The organism is Bacillus sp. AY3-1, assembly GCF_008368785.1.
Lineage (GTDB): Bacteria > Bacillota > Bacilli > Bacillales > Bacillaceae_G > Bacillus_A > Bacillus_A wiedmannii.
In genome coordinates, this window is sequence record NZ_QORZ01000020.1 from 132,668 (window position 1) to 156,302 (window position 23,635).

At 36.6% G+C, this 23,635-nt stretch carries 23 protein-coding genes; 18 read left to right on the forward strand and 5 right to left on the reverse strand.

Going from position 1 to position 23,635, the window contains the following annotated elements; all coding sequences use genetic code 11:
- Nucleotides 1-4 precede the first annotated feature (4 nt).
- Nucleotides 5-949, forward strand: coding sequence for a 3'-5' exoribonuclease YhaM (yhaM, locus tag DN389_RS21840; RefSeq protein ID WP_000726645.1), 945 nt, complete (start codon nt 5-7; stop codon nt 947-949).
- 413 nt (nt 950-1,362) lie between these two features.
- Nucleotides 1,363-2,790, forward strand: coding sequence for a serine hydrolase domain-containing protein (locus DN389_RS21845; RefSeq protein WP_088121559.1), 1,428 nt, complete (start codon nt 1,363-1,365; stop codon nt 2,788-2,790).
- A gap of 347 nt (nt 2,791-3,137) precedes the next feature.
- Here the strand turns inward: DN389_RS21845 and DN389_RS21850 are convergent, their stop codons facing one another.
- On the reverse strand, nt 3,138-3,650 hold the full coding sequence (locus tag DN389_RS21850; protein ID WP_088121560.1) for a hypothetical protein: 513 nt from the start codon (nt 3,648-3,650) through the stop codon (nt 3,138-3,140).
- Between the two features lie 428 nt (nt 3,651-4,078).
- Here DN389_RS21850 and DN389_RS21855 point away from each other — a divergent pair, with 428 nt between their 5' ends.
- From DN389_RS21855 to glpD, 12 genes are all read left to right on the forward strand, one after another.
- Nucleotides 4,079-5,023: a ring-cleaving dioxygenase gene (locus DN389_RS21855; protein WP_149237620.1), complete on the forward strand. Its 945-nt coding sequence runs from the start codon at nt 4,079-4,081 to the stop codon at nt 5,021-5,023.
- A 45-nt stretch (nt 5,024-5,068) separates the two neighbouring features.
- Complete coding sequence (locus DN389_RS21860; RefSeq protein ID WP_149237621.1) at nt 5,069-6,046, forward strand: ring-cleaving dioxygenase; 978 nt, start codon at nt 5,069-5,071, stop codon at nt 6,044-6,046.
- 256 nt (nt 6,047-6,302) lie between these two features.
- Complete coding sequence (locus DN389_RS21865; protein ID WP_098189598.1) at nt 6,303-7,397, forward strand: response regulator aspartate phosphatase; 1,095 nt, start codon at nt 6,303-6,305, stop codon at nt 7,395-7,397.
- Nucleotides 7,397-7,594: a Phr family secreted Rap phosphatase inhibitor gene (locus tag DN389_RS21870; RefSeq protein WP_149237622.1), complete on the forward strand. Its 198-nt coding sequence runs from the start codon at nt 7,397-7,399 to the stop codon at nt 7,592-7,594. Before DN389_RS21865 ends, DN389_RS21870 begins: the two co-directional genes overlap by 1 nt.
- A gap of 239 nt (nt 7,595-7,833) precedes the next feature.
- A complete protein-coding gene (locus tag DN389_RS21875; RefSeq protein ID WP_052767421.1) occupies nt 7,834-8,706 on the forward strand; it encodes an alpha/beta fold hydrolase in 873 nt (290 codons plus the stop codon).
- 76 nt (nt 8,707-8,782) lie between these two features.
- Nucleotides 8,783-8,983, forward strand: a complete 201-nt coding sequence (locus tag DN389_RS21880) for a sporulation YhaL family protein (RefSeq protein WP_000449224.1) — start codon at nt 8,783-8,785, stop codon at nt 8,981-8,983.
- A 215-nt stretch (nt 8,984-9,198) separates the two neighbouring features.
- The gene (locus DN389_RS21885) at nt 9,199-10,050 is read left to right on the forward strand and encodes a DUF2935 domain-containing protein (protein ID WP_098189599.1); all 852 of its coding nucleotides are present in this window, start codon (nt 9,199-9,201) and stop codon (nt 10,048-10,050) included.
- Nucleotides 10,051-10,399: 349 nt separating this feature from the next.
- Nucleotides 10,400-10,849, forward strand: coding sequence for a helix-turn-helix domain-containing protein (locus DN389_RS21890; RefSeq protein WP_046953967.1), 450 nt, complete (start codon nt 10,400-10,402; stop codon nt 10,847-10,849).
- An 88-nt stretch (nt 10,850-10,937) separates the two neighbouring features.
- Entirely contained in the window at nt 10,938-11,498 is a 561-nt protein-coding gene (gene glpP / locus DN389_RS21895) for a glycerol uptake operon antiterminator GlpP (RefSeq protein ID WP_000394296.1), read from the forward strand.
- A 228-nt stretch (nt 11,499-11,726) separates the two neighbouring features.
- A complete protein-coding gene (glpF, locus tag DN389_RS21900; RefSeq protein WP_001272204.1) occupies nt 11,727-12,548 on the forward strand; it encodes a glycerol uptake facilitator protein GlpF in 822 nt (273 codons plus the stop codon).
- A 12-nt stretch (nt 12,549-12,560) separates the two neighbouring features.
- Entirely contained in the window at nt 12,561-14,051 is a 1,491-nt protein-coding gene (glpK, locus tag DN389_RS21905) for a glycerol kinase GlpK (protein WP_000759998.1), read from the forward strand.
- A 133-nt stretch (nt 14,052-14,184) separates the two neighbouring features.
- On the forward strand, nt 14,185-15,867 hold the full coding sequence (gene glpD, locus DN389_RS21910) for an aerobic glycerol-3-phosphate dehydrogenase (protein WP_149237623.1): 1,683 nt from the start codon (nt 14,185-14,187) through the stop codon (nt 15,865-15,867).
- A gap of 198 nt (nt 15,868-16,065) precedes the next feature.
- Here the strand turns inward: glpD and DN389_RS28525 are convergent, their stop codons facing one another.
- Nucleotides 16,066-16,230: a hypothetical protein gene (locus DN389_RS28525; RefSeq protein ID WP_000561154.1), complete on the reverse strand. Its 165-nt coding sequence runs from the start codon at nt 16,228-16,230 to the stop codon at nt 16,066-16,068.
- 138 nt (nt 16,231-16,368) lie between these two features.
- Between DN389_RS28525 and DN389_RS21915 the strand changes: the two genes are divergently transcribed.
- From DN389_RS21915 to DN389_RS21930, 4 genes are all read left to right on the forward strand, one after another.
- A complete protein-coding gene (locus DN389_RS21915) occupies nt 16,369-16,779 on the forward strand; it encodes a DUF2283 domain-containing protein (RefSeq protein ID WP_088080557.1) in 411 nt (136 codons plus the stop codon).
- A 291-nt stretch (nt 16,780-17,070) separates the two neighbouring features.
- Complete coding sequence (locus tag DN389_RS21920) at nt 17,071-17,604, forward strand: sigma-70 family RNA polymerase sigma factor (RefSeq protein ID WP_098082747.1); 534 nt, start codon at nt 17,071-17,073, stop codon at nt 17,602-17,604.
- A 4-nt stretch (nt 17,605-17,608) separates the two neighbouring features.
- Nucleotides 17,609-18,016 (forward strand): PadR family transcriptional regulator, encoded by a 408-nt coding sequence (locus DN389_RS21925; RefSeq protein WP_000390169.1) that lies wholly within the window; start codon nt 17,609-17,611, stop codon nt 18,014-18,016.
- A 7-nt stretch (nt 18,017-18,023) separates the two neighbouring features.
- The gene (locus DN389_RS21930; protein ID WP_149237624.1) at nt 18,024-19,280 is read left to right on the forward strand and encodes an FtsW/RodA/SpoVE family cell cycle protein; all 1,257 of its coding nucleotides are present in this window, start codon (nt 18,024-18,026) and stop codon (nt 19,278-19,280) included.
- A gap of 99 nt (nt 19,281-19,379) precedes the next feature.
- Here DN389_RS21930 and DN389_RS21935 read toward each other — a convergent pair whose 3' ends face one another.
- The 3 genes from DN389_RS21935 to prsA all read right to left on the reverse strand — a co-directional run bounded on the left by DN389_RS21935 (nt 19,380) and on the right by prsA (nt 23,631).
- On the reverse strand, nt 19,380-19,943 hold the full coding sequence (locus tag DN389_RS21935) for a hypothetical protein (RefSeq protein ID WP_060489201.1): 564 nt from the start codon (nt 19,941-19,943) through the stop codon (nt 19,380-19,382).
- Nucleotides 19,944-20,027: 84 nt separating this feature from the next.
- Nucleotides 20,028-22,364 (reverse strand): RNA polymerase recycling motor HelD, encoded by a 2,337-nt coding sequence (gene helD, locus DN389_RS21940; protein WP_149237625.1) that lies wholly within the window; start codon nt 22,362-22,364, stop codon nt 20,028-20,030.
- 400 nt (nt 22,365-22,764) lie between these two features.
- Complete coding sequence (prsA, locus tag DN389_RS21945) at nt 22,765-23,631, reverse strand: peptidylprolyl isomerase PrsA (RefSeq protein WP_088062326.1); 867 nt, start codon at nt 23,629-23,631, stop codon at nt 22,765-22,767.
- Between the last annotated feature and the right edge of the window lie 4 nt (nt 23,632-23,635).

A 23,635-nucleotide genomic window follows, 5' to 3' on the forward strand; every position in this document is an offset into this window, starting at 1 on the left:
TCGAATGAAAAAGAAAATTGCAGAATATGAAGTTGGTGAACAAGTCGATGTTTTCTTGTTAATTAAAACAGCGACAAAAGGTTTAGCAAGCAATGGAAAACCATTTTTAACAGTAATCTTACAAGATCCAAGTGGAGATATTGAAGCGAAGCTATGGGACGTATCGCCAGAAGTTGAGAAACAATATGTAGCAGAAACAATCGTTAAAGTAGCTGGTGATATTTTAAACTACAAAGGACGTATTCAATTACGTGTGAAACAAATCCGTGTTGCGAATGAAAATGAAGTAACAGATATCTCGGATTTCGTAGAAAAAGCACCAGTGAAAAAAGAAGATATGGTTGAAAAAATTACGCAATACATATTTGAAATGAGAAATCCAAACATTCAACGTCTAACAAGACATTTGTTAAATAAGCACCAAAACGAATTTTTAGAATATCCAGCAGCGACAAAGAACCATCACGAGTTCGTATCTGGACTAGCTTATCACGTTGTATCGATGCTTGATTTAGCGAAAGCTATTGCGGCTTTATACCCATCGTTAGATAAAGACTTACTATATGCGGGCGTTATTTTACACGACCTTGGTAAAGTAATTGAGCTATCTGGCCCAATCTCTACAACTTATACGTTAGAGGGGAATTTACTAGGCCACATTTCTATTATGGTGAACGAAATTGGTAAAGCTGCAGACGAGCTACAAATCGATGCAGAAGAAGTATTAATTCTTCAACACATCGTTCTTTCTCACCACGGAAAAGCAGAATGGGGTAGCCCAAAACCACCGTTAGTAAAAGAAGCAGAAATTCTGCACTACATCGATAACTTAGATGCAAAAATGAACATGATGGATCGCGCATTAGGACGCACAAAACCAGGCGAATACACAGAGCGTGTCTTTGCACTTGATAATCGTTCGTTCTATAAACCGACGTTCCATAATTAATAGTGTGAATAAAGTGGCCTCATTAAGTGTTAAAAGCTTAGTGGGGCTGTTGTATAATGATAATAAAGTTATTGAATTTTGATTATTAAAAAGCTAAGAGCCTTACTACATTCTACGTAGCAAGGCTCTTTAAAGTTGTTTCAAATTACATCCATCTGTCCGTTTAAGTGTAACTATTCGTAATTATTTGATATTATACAGGTGAATAGAAAGATACATTAAAATTTAGTTTCGTAGTTGTAAAAGGAGGTTATTTATCCGACATTAACGGGCAGTAAAACTCCCACCTCAAAATTTGGCTGGAGCAAAGAAGTTAGGTGGGGGTCGGGCTGCCCGTAAACGTCCGATTGGTGAGGGCTGATTATAGGTTCACTTTATATTATTCTCTTATAATTTTCCAAAAAGGAGAGTTTATGAAAAAGATTATTGTTTTTGTATTAACAATATTTATATTATTCTCAGGATTTGCAACACAAAGTTATGCGTTGTCAGGTTCGCAATCTGCGGCAATACAAGCGTTGCTAGATGATGCCTGTCGTATATCAGGTGTGCCGGGAATGTCAATCTCAATACTTGCTGATGATGAAGTGTTCTACTTTTCTTCAGGGTATGCAGACCGTGAAAAGGGGTTGTCTGCAAGTGAAAATACACTCTATGAGTTAGCCTCGGTCAGTAAAGCTTTTACCGGTATGGGTATTATGCTATTGGAAGAGCAAGGGCTGCTTTCAATGACTGACCCTGTCCAAAAATATTTACCTTGGTTTACATTAAAATATCAAGGGAAACCTGTTGATATGCAAAGTCTTACACTAAATAACTTTCTTCACCATACCAGTGGTCTAACAAATATTAGGCATCTTCAAAATATTCCACAAGGCAATACACCGGATATGTTGCAAAAGACTGTGGAAATGCTCGTGGATGCTGAATTGGCGTTCCCTCCCGGTGAACAGTATAACTATGGAACCGTTAATTATGACGTATTGGGTTTGGTTATTGAGATTGTGTCGCGACAGAGCTATGAAGACTTTATGAAGGAACAGGTATTTCAGCCGTTAGGTCTTCACCAGACGTATGTTTATAAAGAAGCTGCTCAAGCCACTGGACAGTTGGCACAGGGCTACCGTTCTTCCTTTTTTATGACAACTCCATTTAAAGCTCCGGATTATGCTGGGAATAAACCCGCAGGCTACATCATTTCTAATACAAAAGATATGGCGCGTTGGATGGGCATACAGATGGGGATCGTGCAGGACATACCCGAAATATTTCACATGGTTATCGAAAAATCACATAGGGGTGATATGTCTGTTTCGGCTGTCAACGGTATGTATTATGCGGCAGGCTGGTCCGTAAACGCCGAACAAACGATTATAGAACACACTGGGGGCAATCCAAATTTCAGAACCGAAGTAGTCATACTGCCAAATGAACGAACAGCCGTCTCCTTGCTGAGCAACGGCGCAAATACCAATACAAACATGGTACTAAAAGTTAAAGATATATTAGAAGGCAATCTAACTCAGTCATATGAAATAAGCGGCACACAGCTTTTGGATATCATTTTGTCGTCTATCACAATTATTCTTTGCCTATTGGCCGTTTTGCTATTTCTCTTAGGATTACGCAGAAGGAGAACGAATGAGCGGCAGCCAATGACAAAAAAGAGAATAACCGTAACAGTTATTTTCCTGACCGCTACGATTGCCCTGGGTATACTGTGCTGTGCTTTCGATTGGTCAACAATACTTATGTGGCGAACATATAGTGTTCTTACAGCTTTGATTTCGTCAGCATTATTAACAGCAAGCATTACATGGTTTGTATACACTCACCGATAAAATACCTTGCTCCCAAGATAAGCATAATGTTAAGTCATTAAATTTCAATTTATCCCGCTTTAATGGGCAGTAAGACCCCCAACTCAAAATTCAGCGAAAGCAAAGAAGTTAGGTGGGGGTCGGGCTGCCCATAAAAGTCCGATTGGTGAGGGCTGATTAAAGTTTCACTTTATTAAAAATGAAATAAAATAGTTAAGAAGTACGCATGGGTGTAACGAAGAACTAATAAAACATATCTTGCCACTAGAATGGGGGCATATCAACTTTTAAATTGAGTACCGCCAGCATTTCAGAAAAAATATGTTAAGCAAAAAATACAATAAGCTGTCCATATGGGCAGCTTATTGTTATTCTACATTGTTCTTAAATAAACGTAATATTTGTTGAGCATCTGTATCCCTTATTATGTAATGTTCTAGATTTTTTTGTTCTTCATGATCTTGACGAGCAATTACAACTTTTTTATCCTCTAGCCAAATTAAATATGTTTCATTGGAACCATCTTGGTAATTTACATTCATTTGATAATCAATATTTGCTTTGGCCTCATCATCTAGCAAAAGAGGAATAACTCTTTCTCGATCCTTATCTATTCCTGTATGTTCCATGGATTTAATAATTTGATCAAACTCTAGATTTATAACTGCTTTTTTATTTTTTACCTTAGCGGATATAAGCTCAATTTTCTTTATTTCCTTTCCTTGAAAGAAAATAGGTTTATGATTTTCCTCTTGTTGTATTGAGGCAGTTTTTACTTTTGGTTGTTCAGTAGTAGATGTACTACCAGTGTTTGTCTCAGTCGAACAAGCGGATAGATATAGGAATAATGATAAGGTCAGTAATGATATATTTTTATTCATAAATTAACCCCTTTCTTTTATGGATAATATTCCTTTTCACCATGTAATAAACCTTTTTAAAGGGGAGAAGTTGTCTACTCTTCGTATGAATACTTTATCCCGCGTTAATGGACAGTAAAACCCCCACTGATTATTAGCCTTCACTTTATCATTCTCCAGTTCAAAATGTTATCCAATAAAAAAATATCTCGAATTTGAGATAAATCACTTGCTTTTTAATCACTTGAGATGTAAAGTGATAGTAACGAAAGGGATTGAGTCATATGAAAAACATATACTCAATTGCTTTCGATTGAAAAACGAAGTAACTTATTCAGTAAAAACTAAGATGAATTTACAAAAACATAATGAGAATAAATTGAAAAGCTAAGAAGCATATTATTTTTTAGGTATCACTTGACTAGTAAAATGAAACGGAGGAATTATCAATGTATGAAATTAAAGGGCATCATCACATTTCAATGGTTACAAAAAACGCGAGTGAGAATAACCATTTTTATAAAAACGTGCTTGGTTTACGCCGTGTGAAAATGACGGTAAACCAAGATGATCCGTCCATGTATCACTTATTTTACGGAGATAAAACAGGAAGTCCAGGTACAGAACTATCGTTTTTTGAAATGCCTTTAGTAGGAAAAACGTACCGTGGTACGAATGCAATTACGCGAATCGGATTACTCGTTCCGTCAGAGGAAAGCTTACATTACTGGAAAGAACGATTTGAGAAATTTGATATGAAACATAGTGAAATGACAACATATGCAAATCGTCCTGCTTTGCAATTTGAGGATGCGGAAGGTCTTCGTCTCGTGCTACTCGTTTCAAATGGAGAAAAAGTGGAGCACTGGGAAACTTGGGAGAAATCAGAAGTTCCTGCTGAACATCAAATTCAAGGAATGGGTTCTGTGGAAATGACAGTGCGTAGACTTGATAAACTGGCGAGTACACTTACAGACATATTTGGTTATACAGAAGTTAGCCGAAATGATGAAGAAGCGATTTTCCAGTCTATTAAAGGAGAAGCCTTTGGAGAAATCGTTGTGAAATATTTGGATGGTCCTACTGAAAAGCCAGGCCGCGGTAGCATTCATCATTTAGCAATTCGTGTAAAAAACGATGCAGAGCTAGCTTATTGGGAAGAACAGGTAATACAAAAAGGTTTCCATTCTTCAGGTATTATCGACCGTTTCTACTTTAAAAGCTTATACTTCCGTGAATCAAACGGAATCTTATTTGAAATTGCGACAGATGGACCAGGATTTACAGTTGATGGAGATGTGGAGCATTTAGGAGAAAAACTTGATTTACCGCCGTTCTTAGAAGATCAGCGCGCAGCAATTGAAGCGAAATTAGCACCTATTGAAGAGAAATAATAGAAGAGAAAATATAAATTTAAAAACACATTGGAGGAATATAAAATGAACCAATTAAAAGGAATTCACCACGTTACAGCAATTACAAGTAGTGCAGAAAAGAACTATGAGTTTTTCACTCACGTGTTAGGAATGCGTTTAGTTAAAAAAACAGTAAACCAAGATGATATTCAAACGTACCATTTATTCTTTGCAGATGATAAAGGTAGTGCAGGAACAGATATGACATTCTTTGATTTCCCAGGTATTCCAAAAGGAGTACACGGTACAAATGAAATTTCAAAAACTTCATTCCGCGTTCCAACTGATGCAGCATTAGCGTATTGGGTGAACCGTTTTGACCGTCTTGAAGTAGAACATACAGGCATTAAAGAGCAATTTGGTAAGAAAACTCTTTCTTTCGTTGATTTTGACGATCAACACTATCAATTAATCTCTGATGAATTAGATAAAGGGATAGAGTCAGGTACACCGTGGCAAAACGGTCCAGTTCCATTAGAATATGCAATTACTGGCTTAGGCCCTGTATTTATCCGCATTTCAAACTTTAGTTTCTTTAAAGAAGTGTTAGAAAAAGTTCTATTATTTAAAGAGATTGCTCAAGAAGGAGAATTCTATTTATTTGAAGTAAACGAAGGCGGAAACGGTGCTTCTGTCATTGTAGAACATAATACGGTTCTTCCAGAAGCACAACAAGGTTTTGGTACAGTGCACCATGCCGCATTCCGCGTAGAAGATCGTGCTGTATTAGAAGAGTGGATTGAGAGAATCAGTAGCGTAGGGCTTCCTTCATCTGGCTATGTAAATCGTCACTTCTTCGAGTCATTATACGCAAGAGTTGCACCACAAATTTTATTTGAATTTGCAACAGATGGCCCAGGGTTTATGGGAGATGAGCCATACGAAACACTTGGCGAAAAATTATCGTTACCTCCGTTCTTAGAGCCAAAACGTGAAGAAATCGAAAAATTAGTTCGTCCAATTGATACAGTGAGAAGTACGAAGGAATTTATTAAAGAGTAACAATAGAGAGAGTAAGTAGGAGAGCAAGTAGTTTTAGCTGATCGCTGGAACTGCTTGCTTTTTTATTTGTTCCATAAAGTTTTCTGATAATTTTTTCTCAAGTTATCAAAAAGGAAAACTTTGGTATAATTAATTAAAATATTTAATTTTCTGATAATTATTTTTCAATACATAGAAAAGAGGTGGTAATATACAATTTGGATAATTGTATAAATATCCTAATTTTGTAAGTTTGGAGAAAAGGGGATGCGAGTGTATGGGAGCAGAGGTAGTAAGAAGGGAGCAAATGAAACATTCTTTAGATGATTGGTATCGTGTAATGTTGCAGCAAAATATAGAGAAAGCTAGGGAAATGAAGGAAGATATTGAGAGTGAGTTTTCTAATGTAAAAGAGGATGGGGATTTATGGCTATATTACTCTTTATTAGATTTTAGATATAAAGTGCTGGCGGATGGCTTACAAATTACTAAAAATAGTTTTGATAAAATTGATGAAATTTATAAAACGTCTGAAAATCGTTTGTCATATTACTATTATTTTTTTAAGGCAATGCATGCAACTCTAATATCAAATTACAATGATGCAAGTAGATGTTATGAGAAGGCCAAAACACTAATAAAATATATTCCTGATGAATTAGAATATGGGGAATTCTGTTATCGTCTTTCTGCATTTTTCTACAATACAAGGCAACCAATGAATACAATAAAATATGTAAATAAAGCTAAAGAAATTTTTTCAAAACAAGCAGGACAAGATATGAATATTGCTTTATCTCAAAATCTTTTAGGACTAACTGCCATACAAATAAAGCAATATGAACAAGCAGAAGAGTGTCTAAATTCAGCGATAGATATTCTACAAAAACAGGATAACGCTATATTACTTTTAAGGGTACGTCATAATTTAGGATGGCTATACGCAAGTCAAAACCTTTCTGCACTAGCTATTCGACATCTTTCGGAAGTAACAGAGAAATTCCCAGCACATTTCAAAGCGATTTTCCTACAAGCTAGGGAACATTTTAAACTGGGAGAAACAAACATTGCTGAAGAATTAATTGATAGAGGATTAAATATTTGTATGGAGTTAGAAAATGAAGAGTATATACATCATTTTAGTATTTTAAAAGCAGTAAATGGTAATGTTCCTATTAAAGAATTAGAGCAGATTGTCCTTAAAGGAATTACTTATTTTGATAAAGAATCTTTATATAGTTACACTCAGGAATATGTGGAAAAACTTGCAATAAAGTTTCGTGAGGATGCTAATTACATGAAAGCAAGTGATTATTTTTACAAAGCATTACAGGCAAAAGAGAAGAAGATAGAGAGAGGAGCATTAAAATAATGTTTAAAAAAATAGGTATGGTTGTAACTGGTATAGTGTTAGTTGTTATTGTATCTGTCGGTTTAAATAGTTCTTTTGTACAACAAGCGGAGCACGGTGATGTTCCAGCACCAGCAAAACCAGACTACGTTAATATAGGAGATACAGGAGGAGCACCAGCAGATAATAGAGGAGACGGCGGAGTAAGCCAACTATAATGATAAAGAAAAGGACTTCAACAGGAAGTCCTTTTCTTTGTTATTAGGCCATGTAGAGAAAAGAATTGACTTACTTTAAATATGTAACTATAATAGTTACAAAATAACCATCACTAATGGCAGTGAGTAATATTTTTTTAGTATAATTGTAACTGTTATAGTTACAATAAAAAATAATTATAAAACAACCAAATAATGTAAAAACTTTAAATAGCAACAAGAGAAAGGAGACGGGAATGTTGAAACGGTTTAAATTTTATTTTATTAGCGGTATTATGCTCGTTTTGTTAATCGTATGTAACTTCGTTGATAAGCCGATTGCAAAGGTTGGAGAAGTGAAAAATACTGTTATGATGAAGCTGAATACGAAAGAGAGTATGGCGCAAATTGATGGGCAGACGATTTACTTTAAGCAAATTGGTGAGGGGAAGCCGCCTTTACTTATGCTTCACGGGTTTGGTGGTTCTTCAGATGGGTTTAGTGATATTTATCCGGAACTTGCACGAGACCATACGATTATCGCGGTTGATATTTTAGGATTTGGACGTTCTTCGAAGCCGGTTGATTTTCAGTATTCGTTTCCTGCGCAAGTGAATTTATATTATAAGTTAATGAAGAAACTCGGATACGATCAATTCGCAGTACTTGGTCATTCGATGGGCGGAGAGATGTCTCTAAATTTAGCGTATTTATATCCGGATGCAGTAACGCATCTCGTTTTAGCGGATTCTACAGGGATCGAGTCTTTCCAGCAAAAAGAAAGCTATGAAGTGCCGCCGCTATCAACGGACTTACAAACTGTAACAGAGATTACAGATTACAATAAAAATGCAGTGAAAAATAGTCGCGATGATAAAGAGCATTATGATCAACTGACGAAAATGAGAGAGCGCCGCATTGCGATGGAAGCCGATAAAATTAAGGTGCCGACTTTAATTATATGGGGACGACACGATAAGAGCGTTTCTTGGAAAAATGGTGAACTGTATCATGAGCTATTTGCGAATAGTACGTTCCATATCATTGAAAAAGGATACCATGCACCGTTTCGCCAGGAACCAATAGAGTTTATGGAATATGTACAAGCGTTCTTCGCGAAGAATCCACAATAAATTTTAAGCATAAATCCACTTCTTTCCTCATACAGTGAAACTAATAAGGCTTGTCTAAGGAAAGGAATGAAGTACAGTGGAAACTTTACCATGGTGGGTGTATCTTGTAATTGTCGGGATCGTATTAAGTGGCTACATGGTTTTATATACTTCAAAAAAAGAGCAAGATATGGATAATGAGTTTATCGAAAAAGAAGGCGAAGTGTATATGAAGCGTTTAGAAGAAGAGAGAGAGAAACGGAATCAGGATACTGATAAGGATTCGGTATTGCTTTAATAGAAATTTTGAAAGGCTACCAACTAGTAGAACTTTACATCTAGCTGGTAGCCTTTTTTTGCTGGAGGAGCAGTATATGTTCATCAAGCTAAGCTTATACAAGTTGAATTTTACATGTATACAATATTCATCATGAACTTTTATTGATGGTATTTATATATTTTTTTACTCATAAGAATGGAACTAGCGCATTATTTACTGGGGGGGGATTAACAATGCATAGGGATGAAACATCATTACATCCTGATACAGGTGTTACATCTGTAATGTTTGTTGAGCGTTCATTAAATGAAATTCGTTTTTGGTCTAGAATCATGAAGGAGCATTCTTTTTTTCTTCGCTTAGGGTTTAGATGTGAGGATACTCAACTAATCGAAGAGGCTAATCAATTTTATCGATTGTTTGAACATATCGAACAAATAGCGCATTCCTATACAAATGAAACAGATCCTGAGCAAATAAAAAGATTTAATTCAGAAGTACAACAAGCCGCAACTAATATTTGGGGATTTAAACGAAAAATTTTAGGATTAATTCTCACATGTAAATTGCCAGGACAAAATAACTTTCCATTGTTAGTTGACCATACGAGTAGGGAAGCTGATTATTTTAGAAAACGTTTAATACAATTAAATGAAGGTAAATTAGATGCTCTTCCTGATGCTATTATTAAAGAAAATGTTTTCTTTTTAAGGATTATGGCAGACCATGCTAAATTTATTGGTCATCTTCTTGATCCATCGGAAAGAAAGCTTGTAGACACAGCACGGAATTTTAGCCATGATTTTGATGAATTGATGTATCAAGCAATTGACTTAGAATCTATGAAACCACAATCTCAAACAGTCCCACTTTTAGATCAATTTTTAGATCAAAATCGTGTGTCGGTTGCATCTCTTCGGGATTTTAAGAAAACAGCACGTGATTTAATTGAGCAATGTAAAATAAAGAGTATCATTCATCCATTATTAGCAGACCATGTTTTCCGTGAAGCTGATAGATTTCTTGAAATCATTGATATGTATGATGTTCACCTTACAAATATTCAATCACAACCTAGATATTAGAAGATAAAGAAAGATAATATTTTACTTTCAGCTGAGAAGTTAACAATTTATTGTTAGCTTCTTTTCTTTTTGATGAAAAAGTTTAAAAATGAAACTTTGCGTTATTCTTTCTGGAGAATGATAAGAAGGGCGACGTATTTTTTTACGTCTAATCTAGTCTTTACTAGTATCTGTTCGGTGTATTATTGTTCGGGAAATTATTATAGGAGCATAGCATATAGAATGTACATACTAAATGGCGCCATTACAACCTGTAACGCACAAGTTGCACAACCTACGCAATGATAACTAGCTTTACTCTTCATCAGTTATTTGCCCATACTAGACGTAGAGAGGTGATAAACACAGTATGATTTTTAGTGAACGCTTAAAACAAGAACGAGAAAAACGAAATTGGTCGCAAAGTGATTTGGCTGAAAAAATTCATGTAAGTAGGCAGTCTGTTTCGAAATGGGAGACGGGAAAGAACTATCCGAGCATTGAAATTATTATTCATTTAAGTGATCTGTTCGGTATTACGATTGATGAACTGCTAAGGAGTGATGAAGAGTTGACGCAAAAAGTAATTGAAGATAGTAAGCAATTGGCATACCCAAAATGGAAGGTGTTTTTTGATAGTTTATTTATGATGGGGGTACTTTTGTTTGTTACAAAAATCGGTATATGGATGTTAAATAAGTTTGCAGGAGCGAGCATTACTATTATAGCGGAGGCACCGTATGTAATGAACTTTCTACCTCTTATATTAATGATCATAGGCGGCACGGCTTCTGATAAGTTGAAGAAAATATATAGATAGAGGAAATAATTTCCCTGCACTAGCTGTTCTTTCTACTCAAATTGTGTACTATAAAGGATAGGATGACATAGAGAAGGGGACATTTAGAATGGAATTTCATGAACAAAAGATTTTGCCGGCAGTGAGGCAAATTAAAGATTTGGAAAAACTATTACATAGTTCGTATGAGTATATCGTTATTTTAGATATTCATGTTGGTCAATTGAAGAGTGTTGTGTCACTTGCGAAGCAGCATAGTAAAAAGGTGTTTTTACATGTTGATTTGATCCATGGATTACAAAGTGATGGGCATGCGACGGAGTTTTTATGCCAAGAATATAAACCGTACGGGTTACTTTCGACAAAGGCGAGCGTGATTATGAAGGCGAAGCAAAAGGGTGTCGTCTCCATTCAACGCATCTTTTTAATTGATTCTAGCGCGATGGAAAAGAGCTGTAATTTGTTAGAAAAGACGAAGCCGGATTATATAGAGGTGCTTCCTGGTGCGTTAACGGATGTGATTGCTGAAGTGAAAGAGCGTACTGGTGTTCCGATTTTAGCGGGTGGTTTCATTCGTACTGTGCAAGATGTTGAAAGAGCTTTAAGCGCTGGTGCGACAGCAATTACGACATCAAAAAAAGAACTATGGAAACATTACCAAAAAAAGTGACGAAAATGTGAAAAAATTCTGTTGACACCGCTTTCATGAAAGGTTAACATTATAGACAAGTTAATAAACGTGACGGAGAAAAGAAGAGATCCACATTTCATTGTTTCTATATAAATTTATATAGAAGCGTGCAAAGCTGTGGGTCTTTTTCTTTTGACAAAAACGAATGGCCATTCATTTTACCTCTATCACATTTGGAAGCGTTTAAATTGATTGTGGAGGGATACTATGTCAGCATTTTTAGGAGAGTTAGTAGGGACTGCGTTGTTAATCTTACTTGGTGGCGGCGTTTGCGCTGGTGTAAGTTTAAAGAAATCGTTTGCGAAAGATTCTGGTTGGATTGTTATTACAATGGGCTGGGGCTTAGCAGTTGCTATGGCAGCGTATGCAGTTGGATCAATTAGTGGGGCACATTTGAATCCGGCTTTAACGATAGGATTAGCATTTAAGGGAGCGTTCCCATGGAGTGACGTACCAGGTTATATCGCAGCACAAATGATTGGGGCAATTATCGGGGCAGTTCTTGTATATTTACATTACTTACCACACTGGAAAGAAACAGAAGATCCAGGAACAAAATTAGGTGTATTTGCAACAGGTCCAGCAATTCCGAACACATTTGCAAACCTTTTAAGTGAAATGATTGGAACATTCGTTTTAGTATTTGGTATATTAGCAATTGGAGCAAATAAATTTGCAGATGGATTAAATCCATTTATCGTAGGTTTCTTAATTGTAAGTATTGGTTTATCATTAGGTGGAACAACAGGATATGCGATTAACCCGGCTCGTGATTTAGGTCCGCGTATCGCACACTTCTTCCTTCCGATTGCAGGAAAAGGCGGTTCGAACTGGAAGTATGCATGGATTCCAGTAGTTGGTCCAATTCTAGGTGGGTCACTTGCAGGATTATTCCATCAAGTTGTATTTGAAGGAAAACAAAATGCAGCACTTATTTATGTGATTATTGCAACTGTGATTGTACTAGCAATCTCTTATATGACAAGTAAAAAAAGTGAAAGCAATACAAATAGTAGAAAAGTAGCATAGGGGGAAACCGATATGAAAAAATATATTCTTTCTTTAGACCAAGGAACAACTAGCTCACGCGCAATTCTGTTCAATAAAAAAGGTGAAATTGTTCATTCAGCTCAAAAAGAGTTTACACAACATTTTCCAAAGCCAGGTTGGGTAGAGCATAATGCACAAGAGATTTGGGGATCTATTTTAGCAGTTATCGCAACTTGCTTAAGCGAAGCGGATGTAAAACCAGAACAAATCGCTGGTATCGGTATTACGAACCAACGTGAAACAGCAGTTGTTTGGGATAAAACGACTGGAAAACCAATTTACAACGCAATCGTATGGCAATCTCGTCAAACAGTTGAAATTTGTGATGAGTTAAAAGAAAAAGGGTATAGCGAAATGGTTCGCGAAAAAACAGGTCTTTTAATTGACGCATACTTCTCTGGTACGAAAGTAAAATGGATTTTAGATAACGTTGAAGGTGCAAGAGAAAAAGCAGAAAACGGCGATCTATTATTCGGAACGATTGATACGTGGCTTGTATGGAAATTATCTGGCGGTAAAGCGCACGTAACGGATTACTCAAATGCATCACGTACATTAATGTTTAACATTCACGACTTACAGTGGGATGATGAGCTTCTAGACATGTTAACAGTGCCAAAGAGCATGCTTCCAGAAGTACGTCCATCATCTGAAATATATGGAGAAACAATTGATTATCACTTCTTCGGTCAAAATATACCGATTGCAGGTGTAGCTGGTGACCAACAAGCAGCATTATTTGGACAAGCTTGTTTCGGTGAAGGTATGGCGAAGAACACGTACGGAACTGGTTGCTTCATGTTAATGAACACAGGTGAAAAAGCAGTAGCTTCTGAGCACGGCCTATTAACAACAATTGCATGGGGTATAGATGGTAAAGTAAACTACGCATTAGAAGGAAGTATTTTCGTAGCAGGTTCTGCAATTCAGTGGTTACGTGACGGAATGCGCATGTTTAAAGATGCAAGTGAGAGTGAAGTATATGCTTCTCGCGTTGAATCAACTGACGGTGTATACGTTGTACCAGCATTCGTAGGATTAGGTACACCGTACTGGGATAGTGAAGTACGCGGCGCTATGTTTGGTGTAACGCGCGGTACGACGAAAGAGCATTTCATTCGTGCAACACTAGAATCTTTAGCGTACCAAACGAAAGATGTATTATGCGCAATGGAAGCAGATTCAGGTATTGAATTAAAAACATTACGCGTTGATGGCGGAGCAGTTAAAAATAACTTCTTAATGAAGTTCCAAAGTGATATTTTAGATGTTCCTGTAGAGCGTCCAGTAATCAATGAAACGACAGCTTTAGGTGCAGCATACTTAGCTGGTCTTGCGGTTGGATATTGGAAAAACCAAGATGAAATTAAAGAACAGTGGCATATGGACAAACGCTTTGAACCAACGATGGAAGCGGAAACAAGCGAAGAGCTATATGCTGGATGGAAAAAAGCAATTGAAGCAACAAAAGCTTTCAAATAATCATAAACAGTGTTATAATGGTGACAAGTTAATAATTCGGTAGGAGATTTGGAGAGACCACAACACGCTATAGAGGCGAAATCTATAGCGGAGTTCGTGGTCTCTTTTTTCGTTATCAAAGGGAGGAATTACCATGAAATTTTCAAGTAAACAACGTAAAGACGTATTAAACGGAGTAAATAAACAAGAGTTAGATGTGATCGTAATTGGTGGAGGTATTACTGGTTCTGGTATTGCATTAGATGGAGCAACACGCGGGTTATCAACAATTGTGTTTGAAATGCAGGACTTTGCAGCAGGTACATCAAGTCGTTCAACGAAGCTTGTACACGGTGGTCTACGTTATTTAAAACAACTTGAAGTGAAAATGGTAGCAGAGGTGGGGAAAGAGCGTGCAATCGTATATGAGAACGGTCCCCATGTAACAACACCAGAGTGGATGTTACTTCCGTTCCATACAGGCGGTACGTTCGGATCATTCAGTACATCAATTGGTCTTCGTGTATATGACTTCTTAGCAGGTGTAAAACGAAGCGAGCGCAGAAAAATGTTTAACCGTGAAGAAACATTAAACAAAGAGCCTCTTGTAAAAAAAGAAGGACTAAAGGGCGGCGGTTACTACGTAGAATATCGTACAGACGATGCGCGTCTTACAATTGAAGTAATGAAAGAAGCGATTGAACACGGTGCGAAAGCTGTTAACTACGCAAAAGTAGACAGTTTCTTATATAAAGATGGAAAAGTATGCGGTGTACGTGTAATCGATTTACTAGATGGCGAAGTGTATGAAGTGTACGGTAAGAAAATTGTAAACGCAGCTGGTCCTTGGGTAGATACACTTCGTGAAAAAGATAACTCGAAAAAAGGGAAAGTACTTCAGTTATCAAAAGGTGTGCATTTAGTAATTGACCAAAAACGTTTCCCATTAGGGCAAGCTATTTACTTTGATACACCAGATAAACGTATGGTGTTCGCGATTCCTCGCGGCGGAAAAACATACGTAGGTACAACAGATACGTTCTATGATAAAGACGCAGCTGTACCGCACATGACAACAGAAGATCGCACATATATCATTAATGCGATTAACTACATGTTCCCAAGTGTGAAAATTACAGAAAAAGATGTGGAGTCAAGCTGGGCTGGTGTACGTCCGTTAATTTACGAAGAAGGTAAGAATGCATCTGAAATTTCTCGTAAAGATGAAATTTGGACTTCTGAATCTGGTTTAATTACAATCGCTGGTGGTAAATTAACAGGATACCGTAAAATGGCTGAAATGGTAGTAGACTACGTAACAAACCTATTACAAAAAGAAGGTCATAGTGCATATCCGAAGAGCGACACGAAACATATGCCAATCTCTGGTGGACATGTAAGTGGTTCACACGGATTCCCAGCATTCGTTGCGAAAAAAGCAGACGAAGGTACGAAATCTGGTTTAACGAAAGCGCAAGCAGAAGAGTTCGCGAAATTCTATGGCTCTAACGTTGACGTACTGTTCGACTTAGCGAAAAAACATAAAGACGAAGCGAAAGAATACAACATGCCGCTAGACGTTCTAATCCCACTTGTATACGCAATGGATTACGAAATGACAGCAAAACCAGTTGACTTCTTCGTACGCCGCAGAGGCGCTGTATTCTTCAACATTCACTGGGTATACGAGTGGAAAGAAGCAGTAATCAACTACATGGCTGCGAAACTAGGCTGGAGCAAAGAAGAGCAAATGAAATACACAGCAGAATTAGAAAAAGCATTAAAAGACGCTGTCATTCCTGTAGATCAACAAGAGCAGGCGGCTGCGTTAGCGTAAAATAGAGAACCACCTGAAGGGGAGCCTTTAGGTGGTTTTTATCTTGACTAAAAATAAATAAAATGTGTTACAATGATGATAGAGTATGTAGTATGAATTTTGCATAAAATAAAGAAGACAGAAGCCTGAGAAACTTCTGCCTTGTGTAACCTAACTTGCTATTGTGGTGGTAGTAGGTGCGGTTATAAGACAATTACATTAACGTTTTAGCCGAGAACCGCCCTTACCTTTTCCACGAAGCAGGGTGGTTCTCGCTTTTTTGTATACAGAAATTAGCCACGGACCGACGTATCTTCTACCGATGACAACGCCAGCTCCGGTTAGGATACCATACACTAATTTAATTACAAACATCGCGATCATATTATCACCTCCCCCCTTTTTTCAAAATGGAAGAGATGATTATCACACCTACTAGTTATAGCTTATTAAGTTACATTTCAATTGTATTATGTTTTAAAATAGGGAACAAGACAAATGAATACGGATATGAGGTGCAGCATGAAAAAATTAATTACTTATGATCCTGAAATCCAGATGGCATATTTGTATGTAATTCCATTCACTTCAGATATTGAGATTGAATCGACTGAAGAATTAGAAGAAAATCCGACATTAAATTTAGATATAGATCAATTTGATCGCATAGTGGGGATTGAGTTTTTTGGAGAAAATGCTCGCAAATTAAAAGAATTAGCAAATAGGAGTAAAATATATAAAAAGAAAACTTCAAATGATAATAAATACATATACTCATTTAGACTTTCTCAGGATACTCATTTGCAAAAAGTGTTATTTCATAATATCGTATTTTATTTTTCAGATAAGCAGTATGAAGACTTTATTGGTTTTGATATTATGAAGCCCTCTTTGTATGGCCATGAGATATTAGATTCTTTAAGTGAGCGTTAGGAAGAAGGAGGACTCGATTAAATGAGTTCTCTTTTTCATTTAGCGGTCTTTAGAGGTGAGGGGAATCTTGACTATAGAAAACTAAGGGGAAATCCTTATTTCAAAATGAAAGAGCGCTTTGGGAGGAAGACGCTCTTTAGGTGAATGTAGTGTAATGACTATTCGGTTTATTATATGTAATTTGCTTAGGAAGTGATTTATAAAAAATGTTATTGCCGCCCGTATTTTTTTATGAATGTATAAAACTTTTCCACAGGTTGCGTCGTCTAATATAGGGAAGGAGGAAATGATGTGGATGAATTAACGGTAGAAGCGTTTGAAATAGAAGATAAGGAACTCCTTATCGATGAAATCATGAACAAGTATGGACAAGAAGTCCTGCAGCTTGTGTATTCATATGTGAATAATAAAGAGGTTGCTGAGGATGTAACGCAAGATATATTTGTGAAATGTTATAAATCTCTTCATACATATAAAGGGAAGTCGAATGTGAAAACGTGGTTATGGAGAATTGCGATTAATCAATGTAAGGACTATATAAAGAGTTGGTATAACAAAAAGGTGATCGTGGCAGAGGATGAATCTGCTTATATGGGGGTTCAAAATGATAGTGTCGAACAAATTGTCATTCAAAATGCGGAGGACCGTGAGCTCGCTTCTGCAGTGATGAGTTTACCGGTAAAATATCGAGAAGTGATTTATCTATTTTATTATGAAGAATTATCAATTAAAGAGATTGCTATTGTAATAGACGTGAAAGAAAACACGATAAAAACGAGACTGAAAAAAGCGAAGGAGCTTTTGAAGAAAGGATTGGAGGAATAATCAAATGGAAGATCGATTAAAAGGCCTGCGAAAGTCAATGGAGAATACAACGTTTAAACATTTGAGTTTTTCTGATCAACATCGAAAGCAGGTGCGTGAAAAAATCAATGCATCACACGAAAAGGAAGAGGACATCTCTTTAGCCATTTTACAACTCCTCAGTAATGAAAAAACAGGATACGAATTGTCACAGCTGCTACGAGGGAGAGGGATTCGAAAATTCGAAGGAAATGAAGGTTTTTTATATACCGTATTACATCGTCTAGAACAGAATCGTTTTATTCAATCAAGTTGGGATCACGCGGGAGCGAAATATTATCAATTAAATGATAAAGGAAGAAAGATGCTGCGAAAGGCAGAGAAAAATGCTACGAAGGTACAATTTATATTAAAAGGCTTAGTACAGGAGTGAGGCGAAATTGAATAAAAAAGGGGAGCGTTTTGTAAGCGAAGTTACGAATCATATTAAATCAAAAGAAGCAAAGAGCTTTGTAGCAACTGAACTAGATTTTCACTTAAAACAGGCGAAGAACACATGGATAGAAAAAGGATTAAGTGAGGAAGTTGCTGAAAATAAAGCTGTGGAACAAATGGGAAGTCCAATTAAACTAGGGCAGGAGCTTAATAAACTGCATAAGCCAAAGGTTGATTGGTTCTTACTTATTTTATTAGTGGCTGCTATGGGGTTAGGGTTTTTACCAATAATCGCTCTTGGGCATACGAATGATTTACTAATGAACAAAGTAATTTTTGTAATTCTTGGCATTGTAACGGCTGTTGGGATGATGTTGCTTGATTACCGGAAGCTAGAAAGGTTTGGATGGCTGTTTTATACAATCGGAGTATTTATTCTGTTAACGTTAAAATGGTTTCCAAGTGGTTACGTGAATGGGGAAGCGCTCATAAAAATTGGTCCCATCAAAATTGACTGTTTAATGACGATACCATTCTTTTTTCTAGCCTGGGCTTCATTTTTTAATAACAGTAGATTAAAGTTTATACATCTTTTTATGCTGTACGTATTTTCTTTGTATCTATTTTTAACGACATCAATTCTTTTACCAATTTTCATCTACATTACGATGGTATTTGTTATGCTTTGGTGGAGTAAGCTAGGAAAGAAAACAGCATGGCTCATTACAATGTTACCAATTTTTCTCTTAATTATTAGGGATCTATTTTCCTGGTCTGCCGTAAAAGAATACCGGATAGCTAGAATTTTAGGATTTATAAACCCAGCGCATGATCAATGGGATTTACGTTTACAAGAGGCGATGTCTTCAGCAGGTTGGTTTGGTACATATGGAAATATAAAGTCTATCCCTGCTGCCCATACTGATTTTGTATTCGCGAGTTTGACTTACTATTATGGATATGTGCTTGCACTAGTTCTTGTCTTGATTCTTTCTCTTTTTGCAGTAAGAATAATGAACATAGCTTATAAAATAAATGATGGTTATGGTAAATTGCTCCTCGTTGGCGGAGTGACTCTTTTTGTAATCCATTTTATTTGTAACGTTGGCATGATTTTAGGATTATTACCGCGTACTTCTATATCATTACCTTTTATTAGCTACGGATGGATACCAACTCTATTTCATGCGTTTATAATGGGAATTGTGCTGAGTGTATATCGACGTAAAGATATGTCGTTTAGAATGAGAAAAACACCTTGATACTTATTATAAGTTGTATATGAAATTCATTATTATGATCAAGTATAGACGTAAATAGAGAGCAGAAGAGGGTTATGATAAATAACCCTCTTTTCGTGTTTAAATAAGTGTACTCTCTTTAACAGAAATACATAATTCAGAACGAGATATCGATTCAGTTAGTTGTTGTAAATAGGAGTATTCTTCCGCATCTTTTTCGGAAGTGTTAGGATCTAATAAAGGTGAAGATAGAAGTACATCAAGTGTAAGAATGTCTGCATCATGAGAAGCGATACGATAACCTGCAAATACAGGGCGTTTTAAGTCTTTTACTTTTTGAATCATCTTATGGAATTTCGTAACACTTATATGGATTGTCGCTAGTGGAAAGCATTTTTCGTCAGGGTTATCGATAGTCTTTCTAACTTTATAATCGTATACGTAATAGTACTTTTCTTGTTCTTCTAGTTTTTGTAACTCTTTCGTTAATAGATGGTATGTATCTGTAAGTCCAGTTGTAAGTGCATCGTATTCTGCGCCAACTAATAATGTGAAAGGTCTTGGTGATGAGATTTCGAGAGGGCGGACGTTTAGGTCGGTAAAAGTAGGATTAGATTGTAAAATGGTATGTAATTTTTCGGTAGGAAATACGCCGTCATAAATAGCGATAAAATAATGATTCATCTTGTTACTCCTTAGCTTTTTCTAAACTGATATATTCTATTTTAAAGGTGTAAATCCTGCATAAAAAAGAAACACCTTGAATCATCAAGGTGTTTTCATTATAAGCTCAAAACTCTCCGAATTAGCCCCAAGTATAAAAGGACTAAGCTCGCCAACGCTATAAAGTTGCAATTCATGCATTGCGCGCGTGCAAGCAGTGTAAAACAATCTACGGACGCTCTCGTCGCTGTACACATCTTTAGAAGCATTGTAAATAATAACAGCATCAAATTCGATACCTTTTGCTAAGTAAGCAGGGATCACGACGATGCCTTGCTCATACTCGGCTGAGTTACTTTTCACAAGTTTAATATTGTCGATATGACGAAGTGCTTCATAGGCAGCGGCGCTTTCAGCTGCAGATTTACATATAATTGCGATCGTATTGTGCTGCTCTTTTTGTAGTTCAGCAACTTTGGCAGTAATATGCTCGTGCAGTTCACTGTCATTTGATACTTTCGTCACTGTAGGTTTCTCGCCATCACGTTCAAAGGCGTGAATGTTCTCTCCTTCCGGTACGAGAGCACGTGTAAATTCAATAATCGGTTTTGTTGAGCGATAGCTACGAGTTAAGTTGATGCCATTCGTTTCGTCTGGTCCGTATAAGCTAGTAAGTGTATTGAAATTCACTGCTTCACTCGCATGGGCAAATATCGCTTGGTTAAAGTCTCCGAGTACAGTCATTCTTGCAGCAGGGAAGAGACGTTTTAAAAACTCAAATTGAAACGGTGAATAATCTTGTGCTTCGTCTACGAGTACATGTTTAATTGATCTATTCGTTTGGAAGCCTTCAATTAATTCTTTTAACAGTAAAAATGGAGTCGCATCCTCGTAATATAGCTTTCCTTCATCAAGCATGTTTACTGTTAAGGAGCAAATATCGTCCCACTCTTTCGGTTTTTCCCCAGTAACCCATGATGCATCTGTGAAGAGTTGTTTATATATGCCTGTGAAATTGATGAAGCGCAATGTTTGAACGCCTTTACGAAGCGGCTTCAATTTTTTACGGACAATCATACGTCCAAGTACTTTCGTTTCTTTCTCATAATCATTAAAGGAGTTGTCTTCAAACTCGCCTTTTTTCTGTAAATATTTATAAGCCTTTTGGTATTCATCTTTACTAAGTAATTCAATTTCCTCTTCTACCCAAGGTTTTTTCAGTTCTGTTTTTTCAATTGCATCTATTTGTTTATTTAGCCAATCTGTTAACTTTTCAATTCGATTATGGAAGCGGAGGGAGGAGTCAGTGTTGTAAAACTGCTCTGTAATTTCTTTAGCAGAAGCAATTAACTTTCCTCTAAATTTCATTCCTCTAAATAGCATGCCTGAAGATTCAAGAGATTGTCTGTACGCTCTAATCATCTCGAAAAATTGAGTAGATGCTTTAAATCGAATGCTCGCATTTCTCGTTTTATAGGTAGGGCTATTCGTTTCAGTTAACATATATTCTAATTGTTCATAAGGGTCTTCAACATCAAATGACTTACTGAGTCTATGGTTTAAATATTCTTGGAATGTCACTTGCTGCATATTTTCTTCACCAAGTTCAGGTAGTACGTTAGAAACGTAGCTGTTAAACATAGAGTTAGGGGAGAAGAGAATAATTTGATCAGCTTTTAACCATTCGCGATATTTATATAGTAAGTAGGCGATTCGTTGCAGGGCAGCTGACGTTTTACCACTACCAGCAGCTCCTTGCACGATAAGGAGTCGGCCTTCATCGTGACGGATAATTTCATTTTGCTCGCGCTGAATTGTAGCAACGATGCTTTGCATATGTTTGTTCGTACCTTTTCCGAGCGCTTGTTGCAAGATCTCATCACCAATTGTAAGGCTCGTATCGAACATAGAATCAATCTCGCCATTTTGAATAATGTACTGTAATTTTTTCTCCACATTACCGTGGATTACGCCGCCTGGTGTACTGTATTCAGCTGGCCCTGGTGGATAATCGTAGTACACACTCGAAATGGGTGCACGCCAGTCGTATATAAGAAAGTTTTCTCCGCTTGCATCAGTAAGTGTAGCTACGCCGATATAAATTTGATCCGCAGCAGATTCTCCTTCTTCTTTGAAATCAATTCGCCCAAAGTAAGGTGCTTTATGCATACGTCTTAATGCGGCAAGTCGATTAAAGGTGTGCTTATGGGTAATTTGTGTGACAGCTAGTGACTGAGCTTGTTGTCTTAAGTTGATAACTGTTTCAAGATAATCATCAAAAGTATCAGTATTAACTTTCACGTCATCCCAAAAGTGTTTACGAATATGGATTACTTCCGCCCGGCGTCTGCCAGTTTCGTTTTCCAGTTTATCAATTTGCTCCGTAATCGTTTCAATTACGGTATCCAATCGTTTTTGCTCTAAATCAAGTTTTTTGTTCATACGGTAAGCACTCCTTTAAAAGTGAAAAATAGAGGTTGACTGAAGATGTGTTTTGGTGTATAATTAAGATACGGATAAATACGTTCTATATATTTTTGAAAACGTGTTTCTGTACTAATTTAACATAGTTTCTTAATTTAATCAATGATAATAAGATAAACCTTGGTTCCGTGCGGTGGAATCGAGGTTTTTTTGTGTTTCTTGAAGAGGGGATCGCGATCATTGTCAGTTTTTGTCGGTAAGTCGATATATTTTGAAAATCGCCGATATAATTGAAAAATCGCTGATATAATTTAGATTCACGAAAATCAACTACATAATTTCATGTACCGAATCTAGATGCAATGTATCGCGAGAAGAGGGCAAATAAAAAAAGCTCGGGCTAATCCCGAGCTTTTCATTATTTCTTTTCGTCTTTCTTAGCGTCAGCTTTTTGCTCTTTGAAAAGATCTTTTAAATCTTTATCTTCAACTTTTACGTCAGCTTTTTTGATTTCTTTCATCATAAGATCGTTCATGAATTCAGCGTCTTGTGCTTTCTTCGCAACTAACTCTTTTTTCAGGTCAGCTTTTGATTGCTCGAATGATTTTTCTGGCTCTTTAATGTCTGTAACTTTAATGATGTGGTAACCGAATTGTGTTTTTACAGGTTCGCTTACTTCATCTTTTTTCAGTTTATAAGCAGCATCTTCGAATTCTTTAACCATTTTACCATGTTCGAAGAATCCTAAGTCGCCACCTTTTTCTTTTGAACCAGTATCTTCAGAGTATTGTTTCGCTAACTCTTCGAAAGATTTACCTTGTCCAAGTTCCTCTTTAACCTTTTTCGCAGTCGCTTCATCTTTTACAAGAATGTGGCTTGCTTTAACTTCAGGCTTGTAGTTATCTTTTAATTCTTTATCAGTGATTGTTTTCTCGATAGCTTTTTCTTGAGCTAATTGAGCACGCACACCAGTTTTTAAAGTTTCTTCTTTAATACCTTGTTGTTTTAATAGTGTATCGAATTGATCACCGTATTGTTTTTTCATTTCATCGAACTTTTTGTCTACTTCTTTGTCTTCAACTTTGTAGTTTTTAATAAGTACTTTTTCCATAACCATGTTGTTTAGTACTTGTTTACCAGCTTGTGTCTTCATTTGATTGTAGAACTCGTCTTTTGTAATGTCACCAGCTTTAGATGTAACGATTTTGTCTGATGATGATCCTGTTCCACATGCTGATAATGCGATTACACTTGTTGCGGCTAAGGCAAGCATAGCTTTCTTCATTCGA